Origin of the sequence: Mycobacterium sp. 155 (genome assembly GCF_000373905.1) — a bacterium.
In the GTDB taxonomy this organism is placed as follows: Bacteria; Actinomycetota; Actinomycetes; order Mycobacteriales; family Mycobacteriaceae; genus Mycobacterium.
Window position 1 is genome coordinate 222,733 of record NZ_KB892705.1, and the last position, 14,447, is coordinate 237,179.

At 66.5% G+C, this 14,447-nt stretch carries 15 protein-coding genes; 10 read left to right on the plus strand and 5 right to left on the minus strand.

Annotation, left to right across the window (positions count from 1 at the left end):
- Positions 1–49 precede the first annotated feature (49 nt).
- Positions 50–1,072, plus strand: coding sequence for a membrane protein (locus tag B133_RS22225; RefSeq protein WP_026255822.1), 1,023 nt, complete (start codon positions 50–52; stop codon positions 1,070–1,072).
- 341 nt (positions 1,073–1,413) lie between these two features.
- Positions 1,414–2,568: a cystathionine gamma-synthase gene (locus B133_RS0101025; RefSeq protein WP_018598844.1), complete on the plus strand. Its 1,155-nt coding sequence runs from the start codon at positions 1,414–1,416 to the stop codon at positions 2,566–2,568.
- 75 nt (positions 2,569–2,643) lie between these two features.
- Here the strand turns inward: B133_RS0101025 and B133_RS22230 are convergent, their stop codons facing one another.
- The 3 genes from B133_RS22230 to B133_RS0101045 form a co-directional block, all read right to left on the minus strand.
- Entirely contained in the window at positions 2,644–3,309 is a 666-nt protein-coding gene (locus tag B133_RS22230) for a GPP34 family phosphoprotein (protein WP_018598845.1), read from the minus strand.
- Positions 3,310–3,345: 36 nt separating this feature from the next.
- Positions 3,346–3,840, minus strand: coding sequence for a transcription elongation factor GreA (gene greA, locus B133_RS0101040; RefSeq protein WP_018598846.1), 495 nt, complete (start codon positions 3,838–3,840; stop codon positions 3,346–3,348).
- Positions 3,841–4,102: 262 nt separating this feature from the next.
- Positions 4,103–4,525, minus strand: a complete 423-nt coding sequence (locus tag B133_RS0101045) for a DUF4307 domain-containing protein (RefSeq protein WP_018598847.1) — start codon at positions 4,523–4,525, stop codon at positions 4,103–4,105.
- Positions 4,526–4,614: 89 nt separating this feature from the next.
- Between B133_RS0101045 and mca the strand changes: the two genes are divergently transcribed.
- From mca to B133_RS0101065, 4 genes are read left to right on the plus strand one after another with little or no spacing between them, the layout of a single operon-like run.
- Complete coding sequence (mca, locus tag B133_RS0101050) at positions 4,615–5,481, plus strand: mycothiol conjugate amidase Mca (RefSeq protein WP_018598848.1); 867 nt, start codon at positions 4,615–4,617, stop codon at positions 5,479–5,481.
- Positions 5,478–5,783, plus strand: a complete 306-nt coding sequence (locus B133_RS0101055) for a hypothetical protein (RefSeq protein ID WP_018598849.1) — start codon at positions 5,478–5,480, stop codon at positions 5,781–5,783. Before mca ends, B133_RS0101055 begins: the two co-directional genes overlap by 4 nt.
- Positions 5,767–7,746 (plus strand): thioredoxin domain-containing protein, encoded by a 1,980-nt coding sequence (locus B133_RS0101060; RefSeq protein WP_018598850.1) that lies wholly within the window; start codon positions 5,767–5,769, stop codon positions 7,744–7,746. The genes B133_RS0101055 and B133_RS0101060 overlap by 17 nt, the downstream gene beginning before the upstream one ends.
- 40 nt (positions 7,747–7,786) lie before the next feature.
- Positions 7,787–8,158: a nuclear transport factor 2 family protein gene (locus B133_RS0101065; RefSeq protein WP_018598851.1), complete on the plus strand. Its 372-nt coding sequence runs from the start codon at positions 7,787–7,789 to the stop codon at positions 8,156–8,158.
- A 3-nt stretch (positions 8,159–8,161) separates the two neighbouring features.
- On the opposite strand, the gene B133_RS0101070 is transcribed toward B133_RS0101065, so the two are convergent.
- The gene (locus tag B133_RS0101070) at positions 8,162–8,986 is read right to left on the minus strand and encodes a hemolysin III family protein (RefSeq protein ID WP_369751431.1); all 825 of its coding nucleotides are present in this window, start codon (positions 8,984–8,986) and stop codon (positions 8,162–8,164) included.
- Positions 8,987–9,043: 57 nt separating this feature from the next.
- On the opposite strand from B133_RS0101070, the gene B133_RS0101075 reads away from it, so the two are divergent.
- From B133_RS0101075 to B133_RS0101085, 3 genes are all read left to right on the plus strand, one after another.
- Positions 9,044–9,838: a (2Z,6E)-farnesyl diphosphate synthase gene (locus B133_RS0101075; protein WP_036418322.1), complete on the plus strand. Its 795-nt coding sequence runs from the start codon at positions 9,044–9,046 to the stop codon at positions 9,836–9,838.
- 50 nt (positions 9,839–9,888) lie between these two features.
- A complete protein-coding gene (locus B133_RS0101080) occupies positions 9,889–11,247 on the plus strand; it encodes a hypothetical protein (RefSeq protein ID WP_018598854.1) in 1,359 nt (452 codons plus the stop codon).
- A 331-nt stretch (positions 11,248–11,578) separates the two neighbouring features.
- Positions 11,579–11,983 (plus strand): hypothetical protein, encoded by a 405-nt coding sequence (locus B133_RS0101085; protein ID WP_018598855.1) that lies wholly within the window; start codon positions 11,579–11,581, stop codon positions 11,981–11,983.
- A 72-nt stretch (positions 11,984–12,055) separates the two neighbouring features.
- Here B133_RS0101085 and coaA read toward each other — a convergent pair whose 3' ends face one another.
- On the minus strand, positions 12,056–12,994 hold the full coding sequence (coaA, locus tag B133_RS0101090) for a type I pantothenate kinase (protein WP_026255825.1): 939 nt from the start codon (positions 12,992–12,994) through the stop codon (positions 12,056–12,058).
- A 30-nt stretch (positions 12,995–13,024) separates the two neighbouring features.
- On the opposite strand from coaA, the gene B133_RS0101095 reads away from it, so the two are divergent.
- Entirely contained in the window at positions 13,025–14,230 is a 1,206-nt protein-coding gene (locus B133_RS0101095) for a hypothetical protein (RefSeq protein WP_018598857.1), read from the plus strand.
- The last annotated feature ends 217 nt before the right edge of the window (positions 14,231–14,447 follow it).

Genomic DNA, 14,447 nt, shown 5'->3' on the forward strand with positions numbered 1-14,447 from the left:
GACAGTGGTGACCGGGTGACGGTCGCTACCCGAGATAGGAGCCATCAACGTGAGTAATCAACCGCCGCCCGGAAACTACCCTCCTCCACCGCCCGGAGGATTTCCGCCGCCTCCGCCGCCGGGTGGCGGCGGATACCAGCCGCCCCACGGTGGTGGCTACCCGCCGCCGCAACCGGGCGGCTATCCTCCTCCACCCCCTGGAGGATTTCCGCCGCCTCCGCAGGGTGGCTATCCGCCGCCTCCTCAAGGTGGCTATCCGCCGCCTCCGCAGGGTGGTTACCCGCCGCCTCCCGGTGGTCCCAGCGGCTATCCTCCTCCGCCCCCTCCGGGCATACCCGGCTATCCGCCCCCCGGTGGCCAGGGCTTCGCGCCCGGCACGGCGTACAGAGTGGGGGATGCGTTCTCGTGGGCGTGGAACAAGTTCACCAAGCATCCGGCTGAACTGATCGTGCCGACGCTGGTATTCGGCGTGATCTATGTGGTGCTGGAGTTCCTCATCCAGTTCATCGCCGGCATGTTCACCACCGTCGACAGCAGCTCGTACGACGAGTACAGCTACTCGACCAGCTTTTCCATGGGGGCGGGCGGTATCGCCGTCTCCGTGATCGGTGGCCTGGTCATGCTCGTGGTCATGGGCGCGATTCAGTCGGCGTACCTGAGCGGCATCCTTGACATCGCCAACGGACAGCCGGTCACCATCGGGTCGTTCTTCAAGCCGCGCAACGTGGGCAACGTCATCATCGCCTCGCTGGTGTCGGGGATCATCGTCACCATCGGCGTTTTCCTGTGTATTGTTCCGGGCCTCATTGCGGCAATCATGTTGATGTTCGGCACCGTCGCCGTGCTCGATCGCAACCAATCGGGTATCGAGGGTCTGTCGACGAGTTTCAACATCGCCAAGGCGAACTTCGGCCCGGTCGCATTGACCTGGTTGGTCACCATCCTGGTCGGGATCGTTGGCGCCCTGGTGTGCCTGGTCGGCCTGCTGGTCGCCGCCCCGGTGGCGGTGCTGATCACGGTCTACGCCTTCCGTCGGCTCAGCGGCGGCCAGGTTGCCCCGCTGACTCCGTAGTACCCGTCAACGACACTGCGCCCACGGTGCGCTTGGCCGGCAGGTCAGCACCGTGGGCGCAGTGTTCGGATGACATCATCTGGCCATGGCCGCGCCCAACCCGGCCTCCTGCACGCCGTGGTTCGACCGTGGCGTGGCGCTCCTGACGGGTGGGCACGCGGCGCGGTGCACCAGCAGCGGCGTGATGGGGTGTTGCCGAAAGAACCGGTCAGCCAATCGATTTCGGTGTGTCCCTGGTGCGGCAGATCTTCGCCGACAAGATGATGTCGACGGTGCGCGTACCGGTGAATCCGCCGGGCGCCGGGCCATATACGCGTTGGCCCGGATAGGCTCGACGGGTTATGAGTGAACAGCGCAAGTGGCACGGTCTGGCCACGAAAGCCATCCACGCCGGTTACCGCCCCGATCCTGGCACGGGAGCCGTCAACACCCCGATCTACGCGACCTCGACCTTCGCCCAGGATGGTGTCGGTGGCCTGCGCGGCGGATTCGAATACGCCCGCACCGGCAACCCGACGCGCGCCGCCCTGGAGGCGTCGCTGGCCGCGGTCGAGGAGGCCGACTACGGGCGTGCGTTCAGTTCGGGTATGGCAGCCACCGACTGTGCCTTGCGTGCCGTGCTGCGTCCGGGCGACCACGTGGTGATCCCCGACGACGCCTACGGTGGCACCTTCCGGTTGATCGACAAGGTGTTCTCTCAGTGGGGAATCACCCACACACCCGCGCCGCTGTCGGATCTCGACGCGGTGCGGGCGGCGTTGACCCCGCGCACCAAGCTGATCTGGCTGGAGACCCCGACCAACCCGCTGCTGACCATCGCCGACATCTCGGCGATCGTGCAGATCGCTTCCGCGTCGGGGGTGAAGGTGTTGGTGGATAACACGTTTGCCTCACCGGCATTGCAGCAGCCGCTGTTGCTCGGCGCGGACATCGTGTTGCATTCCACCACCAAGTACATCGGCGGGCACTCTGATGTGGTGGGCGGCGCGCTGCTGACCAACGACGAGGAACTTGACGCGGCGTTCGCGTTCCTGCAGAACGGTGCCGGCGCGGTGCCGGGCCCGTTCGAGGCGTACCTGACTATGCGTGGACTCAAGACCCTGGTGTTGCGGATGCGCCAGCACAGCGAAAACGCTGCTCTCGTAGCCGAATTCCTCGTTGGTCACCCCGCCGTCGAGTCTGTGCTGTACCCGGGGCTGGACACCCACCCCAACCACCTGGTCGCGGCCCGGCAGATGAGCGGGTTCGGGGGCATGGTGTCGGTCAGGTTGCGGGGTGGTCAGCGCGCTGCGCGTGAATTATGCTCGCGCACTGAGATTTTCATTCTCGCCGAGTCGCTGGGTGGGGTGGAGTCGCTGATCGAGTACCCCGCTGCCATGACCCATGCCTCGACGGCGGGTTCGCAGCTGGAAGTCCCTGACAATCTGGTGCGTCTCTCGGTAGGGATCGAACACCCCGCCGACCTGTTGGCCGACCTGGAACAGGCGCTCGCCTAGACCGCGAGCAGACGCGAAAGCACCCGACACGCCGGATTTCCGGTACCGCAGTGTCTGCTCGCGCAGGGGACGGGATCACCCCATCAATGCCGGGCGCAGGGCCGACGTCGTCATCGCCAGGTTCATCTCCGGCAAGCCTGCCGCGCTGTCGTCGACCCACGCTCCGGTGGTGATCTCCGTCGCCCGCGCATGTACCCAACGCCAGCCCCGCTCGTTGAGGCTGAGCACGGCGCCCAGCCCGTCGACGGCATGCAGCAGGCAGACGATGGCGGCGATCGCCGGAACCGGGTTCTGCCCGTCGAATAGCGCGCCCAGCATGGCGTCCCGCACCTGACCGACCCGTTCCCGGTTGGTCAGCGGCCAGCAGTAGGCGGCGCGAAAACCTTTGCCAGGCATGCGAACCCGACGAATCTGACCCATGCGTTCCAGGTGCAGCTCAAGGTTGGGCTGGTTGATCTTGGCGAGCTTGTTCAGCGCCGATTCCGCAGACAGCGGGTGTCGTTGCAGCAGCTCGAATGCCGGACCGGTCACCGGATCGACCGGCCAGTCACCGGCGAGGGCAACGAGCAAACCAGGGTCGATGGGTTCGCCGGCCAGCGCCGGACGGATTCGGCACCCATAGGCCAGATCTAGAAGAGTGGCGGCGGCCAAGACTCGTTCACGGCGCCGCCGATCCAGACCCGGCTGCGCGGAGGCATTGTCCAGCAACAGCAGAAAGAGATCCTCGGCGATTTGCGCCATTGCCCCGACTGTAGTGCTTGCCCCGCGAGCCGTACGTTACGAGTGGTACGGCTCAGCGCTGACCAGCGTGACCTTGACGATATTGCCGTTGGGCACAGTGTAGGTGCGGGATTCGCCGACCTTGGCGTCGATCAGGGCCCCGCCCAGCGGTGAGTTGGGGGAGTAGACCTCGAGCTTGCCGTCGCTGATGCCTTCCTGACGGGTGGCGATCAGGAAGGTCTCGGTGTCGCTCGTGTCGTCGTCGTAGTAGACCTTGACCACAGAGCCGGGCAGTGCCACGCCTGACTGCTTGGGAGCCTCGCCGACCTTGGCGTTGTTGAGCAGCTCCTGCAGCTGGCGGATGCGGGCCTCCTGCTGGCCCTGCTCCTCGCGGGCGGCGTGGTAGCCGCCGTTCTCGCGCAGATCACCCTCTTCACGACGGTCGTTGATCTCGGCGGCGATGATCGGCCGGTTCGCGATCAGCTGATCCAGCTCGGCCTTCAGCCGGTCGAAAGCTTCCTGGGTGAGCCAGGTGACCTGGGTGTCGGTCATATCTTCGCGCTCCTGTCCATCTGGTCCTGCAGTGCTCTCGCACCGTTTCGCGTACGAAAGTTCTCAGTTTCGGGCCGGGAGCATGTTGCGTGTATCGCCGCTAGCGCAAGCGATTTCTGCGCGCTAATGCAGCAATACACGGCCCCAGCGCGGAACCGTGTATCCGCCGAGCCTACCACCGAACAGACAGGCGATCTTCATGTATTTGCCGTCCGGCGTTTGTTGAGCGTGGGCGAATCGTCGCTTGTGTACGCCCCAGGAATCAGGGCGCTACCAGGTACGACGGTACGTCGGTGCCGCAGCCGTAGACGTCGCCGATGACGGGCGGCTTACTTGCCTTCACCACGGCGGTGACTTGGACCGTCTTCTGAGCCGACGGACCGACCAGGATCTCGCGCCGTCCGGTCTCGCTGCCGTCGATGGAACGGGCCCGCACGATGCATACGACCGGGCGCGACGGGTCTGGCCGGGTCACCCCGATGGTCACTGAGACGCTGTCGTCGCCGACCAATTCATAGGCGGTGAGCTCGCCTTTCACGTCGCCGCCGTCGAACTTGTGCCATGCCGTGAGCGCGAGAATCACGCCGGCCACCACCACGAGAGCAATGAGGGCGACCAGGATCCAGCGGCGGGTGCGGCCCGGCAGAGACTGCCGCCCATACCGGGCGACGGGACGTTCGATCATCAGAACTGGAACTATAGGCGGGAGAGCCCGCAGCCGACGGGCCCAGGTGTTGGATTACGTAAGAGGTCGCCGTAGTTAGATGAGACGCAATGAGTGAACTGCGGTTGATGGCGGTGCACGCCCACCCGGACGACGAGTCCAGCAAGGGTGCGGCGACCACCGCGCGCTACGCAGCCAAAGGTGTGCGCGTCATGGTTGTCACGCTGACCGGCGGCGAGCGGGGAGACATTCTGAACCCGGCGATGGACCTACCAGAGGTGCACGGCCGGATCGCCGAGGTCCGACGCGACGAGATGGCAAAGGCCGCCGAGATCCTCGGCGTCGAGCACCACTGGCTGGGTTTTGTTGACTCCGGACTACCTGAGGGGGACCCGCCGCCGCCGCTGCCGGACGGCTGCTTCGGCGTGGTGCCCATCGAGGAGCCCATCTCACGGCTGGTGCGGGTGATCCGCGAGTTCCGTCCGCAGGTGCTGACCACGTACGACGAGTACGGCGGCTATCCGCACCCCGACCACATCCGCTGCCACCAAGTGTCCGTCGCCGCATATGAGGCCGCCGCCGACTACATGCAGTTTCCGGATGCGGGTGACCCGTGGAGCGTGTCCAAGCTGTATTACAACCACGGGTTCCTGCGACAGCGCATGCAACTGCTGCAGGACGAGTTCTCCAAGAGCGGCAAAGAGGGCCCGTTCGCCAAGTGGCTTGAGCATTGGGACCCCGCACATGACATTTTCGCGAGCCGGGTCACCACCCGGATCGAATGCTCGGAGTACTTCAGCCAGCGTGACGACGCGCTGCGCGCACATGCCACCCAGATCGACCCTCATGGTCACTTCTTCCACGCGCCGATCGAATGGCAGCAGCGGTTGTGGCCGACCGAGGAGTTCGAGCTGGCCCGGTCCCGGGTGCCGGTGAGCCTGCCCGAGGATGATCTGTTCATTGGGATTGAAAAGTGATAAATACCCTGACGGCCGTCGTGACCCTGCTAGCCGACGAGCCCCGCAACACCGGACCGGACTTCGGTAAGGCCAGCCCGTTCGGCCTGCTGATCACGGTCGCACTTCTGGTCGGGACGTTCGCCCTGGTCTGGTCGATGAACCGGCACCTGCGCAAGCTGCCCGAATCGTTCGACCGGGAGCGTCCCGAGCCCGATCAGGCCGTCGACGACGGTACCGTGGAGACCACGGCAGACGATCCAACCGACAACATCTCCGAGGAGCGATCCGACGACCGGCAGCCCCGTGAGTCCGGGGGGTAACACCCTCGCGGGGGCCACCAGCCCCTACCTGCGCCAGCACGCCGACAATCCGGTGCATTGGCGGCAGTGGTCGCCTGAGGCACTGGCCGAGGCGGCTGCACGCGACGTCCCGATCCTGTTGTCCATCGGCTATGCGGCGTGCCACTGGTGCCACGTGATGGCGCACGAATCCTTCGAAGACCCTGAGGTTGCGGCCGCGGCCAACGACGGGTTCGTCTGCATCAAGGTCGACCGCGAGGAGCGTCCCGACCTCGACGCCGTGTACATGAACGCCACGGTGGCCCTGACGGGGCAGGGCGGCTGGCCGATGACGTGCTTCCTGACCCCTGACGGGCGGCCGTTCTTCTGCGGCACCTACTACCCGAAGCTGGGTTTCCTGCAGCTGTTGGCGGCGGTGGCCGAGACCTGGCGGGACCGCCGCGACGAGGTCGAGCGCGCATCGGATCAGATCGCGACCGAATTGCGATCCATGTCCGCGGGGCTGCCCGGAGGGGGCGGGCCCGTGAGACCCGAGCTGTGTGATCACGCGGTGGCCGCAGTACTGCGCGACGAGGATCACGCGCACGGTGGTTTCGGGAAAGCGCCGAAGTTCCCGCCCTCGGCGCTGCTGGAAGGCCTGCTTCGGCATTACGAACGTACGGGCTCCACCGTGGCGCGTGCGGCGGTGGAGCGCACCTGCGCCGCCATGGCCCGTGGCGGCATCTACGACCAGTTGGCCGGCGGGTTCGCCCGCTACAGCGTCGACCCGTACTGGGTGGTGCCGCACTTCGAGAAAATGTTGTACGACAACGCGTTGCTGCTGCGGGCATATGCCCACTGGGCCCGGCGCGCCGGTGATCCGTTGGCGCGCAAGGTATCCGAGGAGACGGCCGGCTTCATCATCACCAGCCTCGGGGCCGGCGGAATGTTCACGTCGTCGCTGGATGCCGACGCGGGCGGTCGCGAGGGTCTGACGTACGTGTGGACGCCCGGCGAATTGTCAGAAGTGCTCGGCGACGACGACGGCGATTGGGCAGCTTCGCTTTTCGCTGTTACCCCCAGTGGAACCTTCGAGCACGGTGCGTCGGTGTTGCAGCTGCCCGTCGATCCGGACGACGCTTCCCGGTTCGCACTCGTCCGCTCGAAGTTGTTGGCGGCGCGCGGTTCCCGTCCGCAACCCGCGCGCGACGACAAGGTGGTCTCGGCGTGGAACGGGTTGGCCATCACCGCGCTGGCCGAAACGGCGGTAGCCCTGGACAATGCCGAATTCCTCACTGCTGCTTCGGAATGTGCGCGGCAACTGCTGGATCTACACCTCGTCGACGGGCGGCTGCGCAGGGCCAGCCTCGGCGGTCGGGTGGGGGACAGCGCGGCGATCCTGGAGGATTACGCAGCTTTGACGACCGGTCTGCTGACGCTGCACCAGCTCACCGGATCGTGGCTGCCCGAGGCCCTCGGTCTGCTGGAGGTAGCGCTGCAGCATTACGCCGATCCGCAGCGGCCGGGCCGCTGGTTCGACACCGCCGACGACGCCGAGCAGCTCATGGTGCGGCCCGCCGATCCGATCGACGGCGCAACGCCATCGGGTGCCTCGTTGATCGCCGAGGCACTGCAGCTTGCCGCGCACCTGACCGCGTCCGAAACGTACGCGGCCGCCGCGCAGGACACGCTGGCTTCGGCGACCCCGGTCCTGGCCCGTGCGCCGCATTCGGGCGGGCACTGGCTTGCGGTGGCCGAGGCCCAGATCCGGGGGCCCATCCAGATCGCGGTGGCGTGTGAGCAGTCGTCGGCCGAATTGCTCACCGCGGCACGCACGCTCGCGCCCGGCGGAGCCATCGTCGTCGGCGGCCCGGCGAACTCGTGCACCTTGCTGGCAGGACGCGACCGCGTCGACGGGGTCGACGCGGCGTACGTATGCCGTGGCCGCGTGTGCGATCTGCCGGTCACCACGGTCGGGGATCTCGCGACGTCACTGGCCGGTTAACCGCCAGACGGCCGACGCGGCGCCGTGTAGCCTCGCGGCCATGCCGAACGTCGAGCACATCACCCAGACCGTCAACCGCTACCTCGAGCTGGTCGCCAACGGAAGTGCCGATGAGATCGCCGAGCTGTACGCGGACGACGCGACCGTCGAGGACCCGGCGGGCGGCGAGGTGCACATCGGACGGGCCGCCATCCGTGGCTTCTACGCCAACGTCGAGAACATCAAGAGCAAGACCGAGCTGGTGACCCTTCGGGTGGCCGGCCATGAAGCCGCGTTCCATTTCCGGCTCACGATGGACTTGGGTAACAGCAGCATGCGGGTCGAGCCCATCGACGTCATGACGTTCGACGGCGACGGCAAGATCTCCGCGATGAAGGCCTACTGGTCGCCTGCCGACACCGTCAAGTTGTAGGGCTCAGAACACCGCGAACCACATGGCGATGTAGTGGCAGATCGCCGCCACGGCCGTACAGGCATGGAAGAACTCGTGATGTCCGAACGTCGCCGGCCACGGGTTTGGCCACTTCAGGGCATAGAGCACGCCGCCGATGCTGTAGAGCGCGCCGCCGACGATCAGCAGGACCACCGCCGCCACGCCTGCGCCGTGCATGATCGGCCCGATGAACCAGGCCGCCACCCAGCCCAGCAGGATATAGAGCGGCACTCCCAGCCAGCGTGGCGCCGAGGGCCAGAACATCTTGAGCAGTACGCCCGCGGCTGCCCCACCCCAGACGATCCAGAACAGCACCATGCCTTCGGATTCCGGAAGGGCCAGCAGCGCGAAGGGTGTGTAGCTGCCGGCGATGAAAACGAAGATCATCGAATGATCGAGCCGCTTCATCCACTTGCGGGCATCCGGAGACTTCCAGGTCACCCGATGATAGGTGCCGCTGACGGCGAACATCGCCACGATGGTGAACGTGTAGAGCAACGTCGCGAGACCGGCGCGGGTGGATTCCATCGACCATGACACCGATACCAGTGCGACACCTGCGATGAACGCGACGACGGCCGAGTACACGTGTATCCAGCCGCGGGCGCGGGGCCTGCCGATGAATTGTGCGACACCTTCCGCAACGGCCTCAGGCAGGTCTTCGGCTTGATGGCTCGCGGCCGCGGCAGCTCGATACGGCGTGGCGGCGTCGATCGGGGCGGGTTGATCGGTGCTCCTCGCGTCCGCGGGGTGATCGGCGCTCCTCGCGTCCGCGGGGTGATCGGTGCTCCTCGCGTCCGCGGTCATATCACCTCCATCAACAGCCGTGGGGTTATCCCGACGGCCACAGTAGTCTGGATTCTCGTGGACATCATTCCCCCGCGTCTCAAGGAACCGGCCTACCGGCTCTACGAGATGCGGTTGCGTCAGGAGTTGGCGCAGTCCAAAGCTCAACTGCCGCGCCATATCGCGGTGCTGTGTGACGGCAACCGGCGCTGGGCGCGTGAGACAGGTCACGACGATGTCAGCATCGGCTATCGCATGGGTGCGGCCAAGATCGCCGAGATGCTGCGCTGGTGCCAGGCCGCCGGCATTGAGATGGCCACCGTGTACCTGCTCTCGACTGAGAACCTGCAGCGCGACCCCGAAGAGTTGTCCGGGCTGATCGAGATCATCACCGACGTGGTGGAGGAGATCTGTGCACCCGCCAACAAGTGGAGCGTGCGCACCGTCGGCGATCTGTCGCTGCTCGGCGACGCACCGGCCCGCCGGCTGCGGGAGGCCGTAGAACGGACGGCATCCACCGCCGGTGGCTCTTTTCACGTGAATGTCGCTGTCGCCTACGGCGGCAGGCAGGAGATCGTCGACGCCGTGCGCTCGCTGCTGAGTAAGGAGCTGGCCAACGGCGCCACCGCCGAGCAGCTCATCGAAGCCGTCACCGCCGAAGGCATCTCGGAGAACCTGTACACCTCCGGCCAACCTGATCCGGATCTGGTGATCCGGACCTCGGGCGAGCAACGGTTGAGCGGATTCCTGTTGTGGCAGAGCGCCTATTCGGAGATGTGGTTCACCGAGGCGTACTGGCCGGCGTTCCGGCGGGTGGACTTCCTGCGCGCCCTGCGCGATTACACCGCGAGGCACCGCCGCTTCGGTAAATAGGGCTGTCTGCTCTTCGCGCAAGCGCTCATCGCCATGCCACACTGGGGTTCATGGCTGCGCTGTCGGCGGTGGTCTTCACGCTCAGCTGGTGGCTGGGGCTCTACCTTCTTGCCCGGGACCCGCGTAAACCCGTCCTGGTGTGCGCCGCGATCGGGCTGACCAGCTTCGCCGTCGTCGTCGCGCTCGACGCCGTCCGTGTGGTCAGCGGATCGGATCTGCTCGGCCGCATCGAGATCTATCTGGTGGCACTGCCCGGCATCGCCTGGTTCGCGGTCATGCTCGAGCTGTCCCGGCCGAGTGACACCTGGCGTGCCCGCGCCGGGGAGATCGCGGCGATCTTCGCCGTCGCGGTGCTGGCTTTCGCCGGCGCCGCAATGGCGGGCAGTGTCGACGGGCCGTTGCGCACCGGACACTGGGTGATGTTCGCGGTGATCTCGCTGGCCTCGCTCGGCGCGATGGTCAAGGCCGTGCTCGGCGGTGCCAAGCCCCGATCGGTGGTCGGCTTCATCATCGTCGCGACCCTGTTCTTCGCGCTCGGCAACGCGATCATCGTCATTCCCCTGGGCCTGGTGCCGAGCTGGCTGGCGTTGGCGTCCACCGGTTTTGACGTCGCGCTCCTCGGCATCGCGGTCGCCATCTGGGATGCGTTCGACGAAGGGCAAGCACTGCGCGCCGATATGCGGCGGTCCATTCTCGGCACGTTGGTGATCGCGGTGCCGTTCGGCGCGCAAGCACTGATCGGTGCCGCCGTACTGACCGGCAGCGGCCGGATTGCGATGACGGTCCTGCTGTTCACCAGCCTCGCCGTCGCCGTCGCGGTAGAGGTGCTGGCCGATCCGCTGGCAGGGCTGCTGGACCGGATGGCGTTCTCCCGGTCACCGGCCCTGCGCGCCGACCGCGAAGCGCTGCGGCGGACGGAGGCGGCGCTACCGCTGCGCTCGGGTAGCCCGCTCGACGATGTCGACGACGACGCGTTCGCCCGGCTGACCCGCCGCGCTCTGGGGCACTACGGCGACCTGTCCAAACTCATGGCCAGCCCACTGACCGCGCTGCCCGCCATCGACGCCCGGCTGGCCGAACGCGGTGCCGCCGATCAACCGCTGGAGCGGGCAAACGAACTCAAAGCGCTGTTGGCCGATCGCATAGCGGCCCTCAAGCCGCGTGGCGGTGGTGAGTTCGGCACCACCGAGCAGTGGCGCCACTACAACTCGCTGTACTTCCCCTACGTCGTCGGCGTGCGCGCGTACGCACAGAACGCCACAGCCGCCGGTCTGGACCCCGTTGCCCGGCAGGCATGGCAGTGGTTGGTCACCGAGGTGCCACAGCGGTCCCTGCACAACTGGCAGAACGCCGCGGCCAGGGTGATAGCCGCCGACCTGCGCGCGGCATTGGTGCGCACTCCGAGCTGAGCGAGGCAATAGGCCCTGACCTGCGGTTGGCAGTGCTTGGCAGCGTCCGGCGTCGATCTGGCAGTGCGCCCGAGAGCAATGTCGGAGGTGTTCGAAGAGCTCGACACCGCCTCATTGCCGAGGAGCTGGCCATGACCGTCTTCGTCACCCGATCACTATCCGAATCCGACCCGAGGGGCGCTGCTCTATGTGCTGGCCGGCTGGCTGCAATACCGCGGAGTGCGCCGTCTGGCGTGACTCCGTTTCCGCCGGTGCGGGGGCCGCATCCGAAGAGGTTGCGGCTGCGGTCCTCGCACCGTGCTCACTCGCAACTCCCACCAAAAGGAGAATCATGACCGCCATCACCACCGCCCGCACCGCGAGCGCGTCCGACACCCTGCTGCGGTTGGCCATGCGCGTCGACGCGATCTTCGTCGGTATCACCGGCATCGTCCTGCTCGCCACGGCCGGCTGGTTCTCGGGCCTCACCGGCTTGCCGAAGTCGATCGAGTACGGCGTCGGCGTCTTCTCAGTCGTCTACGGCATCGTGGTGTTCGCGCTCGCGGCCATCGAGCGGGTCCGACCGGCCGGCAGCGGGACAGCCGTGGCCAACGCGCTGTGCACCGTGATCGCTGTGGTCGCCGTGCTCACCATGCCACTCACGATGGCGGGCGGGGTGATCGTGATCGCCACGGGAATCTATACCGCGGCGATGGCCGAATGGCAGTTCGTCGGAGTCCGCCGGATCCCGGCCTGACACAACGTTGCCGAGCGGCCAGTTGTCACCCGCAAATCGCGAGAATGCGTGTGACAACTGGTCTTTCGGCAGTCAGAGTTTCCGCAGCCGCAGCCGGTTGATGGCATGATCGGCGTCCTTGCGCAGCACCAGGGTGGCGCGCGGCCGGGTCGGCAGGATGTTCTCGATCAGGTTGGGCCGGTTGATGGAATGCCAGATGTCGCGTGCGGCGAACACGGCTTGCTCGTCGGTCAGGGTCGAGTAGTGGTGGAAGTGTGACGCCGGATCGGCGAAGGCCGTCGAACGCATCGTCAGGAATCGCGAGATGTACCACTGCTCGATGTCTTCGATGCGGGCGTCGACGTACACCGAGAAGTCGAACAGATCCGACACCATCAACGCCGGACCGGTCTGCAGGACGTTTAGCCCCTCGAGGATGAGGATGTCGGGATGGCGGACGACCTGCTTCTCGTCGGGCACGATGTCGTACAGCAGGTGCGAGTAGACCGGGGCGCAGGCCTCGTCGACCCCTGATTTCACCGCGGTGACGAACCGCATCAGCCCTCGCCGGTCGTAACTCTCTGGAAAACCCTTGCGGTGCATCATGTTCCGGCGGTTGAGCTCCTGGTTGGGGTACAGGAACCCGTCGGTCGTGACCAGATCGACGCGCAGATGATGTTCCCAGCGGGCGAGCAAGGCCTGCAGCACACGTGCGGTGGTGGACTTGCCCACCGCCACGCTGCCGGCCACCCCGATGACGAACGGCACCGGCCGGTCCGGGTTCTGCTGCGGCTCACCGAGGAATTCGGCGGTGGCAGCGAACAACCGCTGACGCGCGGCCACCTGCAGGTGGATCAATCGGGCGAGCGGCAGATAGACCTCTTCCACCTCCAGGAGGTCGAGCTTCTCACCCATGCCGCGCAGGCGCACCAGCTCATCCTCGGTCAGCTTCAGCGGGGTCGACATGCGCAGCGAACGCCACTGACTTCGGTCGAACTCCACATAGGGGCTCGGCTCGCTGGGCCGCGGCATTCGGCCAGTCTTGCATTTACGGTTGAGGATATGGCTAACGGGATCGACTCAACCGGCTTCATCCGCGAATATCTGCTGCTCGGTTTGCGGTTCGATCGGGTTGAAGAGGGTTACGTCGACTCCTTCACGGGAGATCCGGCACTACGCCGCCAGGTCGGCGACGAACCGGCCCCCGAACCGGCTGATCTAGCCCGGCAGGCCGATCGGCTGCTCACCCAGATTCCCGACGATCTGGACCGCGACCGGGCCGAGTACGTTGCCGCCCACCTGCGCGCGCTGAACTGTGCAGGCCGCAAGTTCGCCGGCGAGCAGGTCGGCTTCGTCGACGAGGTGCAGGCCTATTTCGACGTCCACATCAGCAAGGGCGATCCGGAGCGTTATCGCGCCGCGCACGCCAAACTCAATGAGGCGCTGGGCGGCAGCGGACCGCTTGCCGAACGTATCCAGGCTCACCGAACCAGCGACGAGATCCCGCCGGAACGCCTCGAGGAGTGCATCCATGCGTTCTCCTCGGCGCTGCGTGACAGGGTGCGCGCCGAATACGCGCTACCCGAAACCGAGACCATCACCTACGAGGTGGTCACCGACAAGCCGTGGTCGGGGTTCAACTACTACCTGGGCGATTACCGCTCGACGGTCGCAGTCAACGCCGACCTCAAGCAGCAGATGGCGAACCTGCCCAGGCTGGTCGCCCACGAGTCCTATCCCGGCCATCACACCGAGCACTGCCGCAAGGAGGCGGGCCTGGTGGAGCGGCAGGGGCAGTTGGAACAGACGATCTTCCTCGTCAACACCCCACAGTGCCTGATGGCTGAGGGTCTGGCCGACCTGGCCCTGTATGCGGTCGTTGGGCCGGGCTGGGGGAGCTGGGCCGGCGAAATCTACGCGGACCTGGGACTGCGGTTCGACGGCGAGCGCGCCGAAGCGGTGTCGGAAGCGCTAGCCGGGCTGGCCGACGTGCGTCAGGACGCGGCGCTGATGCTGCACGACGAACACCGCGACGTCGACGATGTCGTCGCATTTCTCAAGCGCTGGCTGTTGGTCAACGATGAGCGCGCAAGACAGATGTTGCGCTTCCTGTCCTCGCCGCTGTGGCGGGCCTACACCAGCACCTACATCGAGGGGTACCGGTTGCTGCGGAGTTGGCTGGACGCCCGGCCCGACGATGTGTCGTTGGCTTCCCGGTTCGGCCGGCTGCTCGACGAGCCGCTGATCCCGTCGACGCTGCGGGCTTGACCTCGCGGCCCCGCGGATCTCTGTGGCGGGCCAGGCGGCGACGGGCCACGGCGGCGGCGGGCCACGGCGGCGACGCGCCACGGCCACCTTGTCACGCTGGAGTGGCTGCCGGCGTCGAGTGTCACGCTGGAGTGACGCACGGGGCGCGGTAGGGGCCACATTGGGGTGCTGACGGGTGCAGTCAATGCCCACAGCCGCTCCGACTAGGCTCAATCCC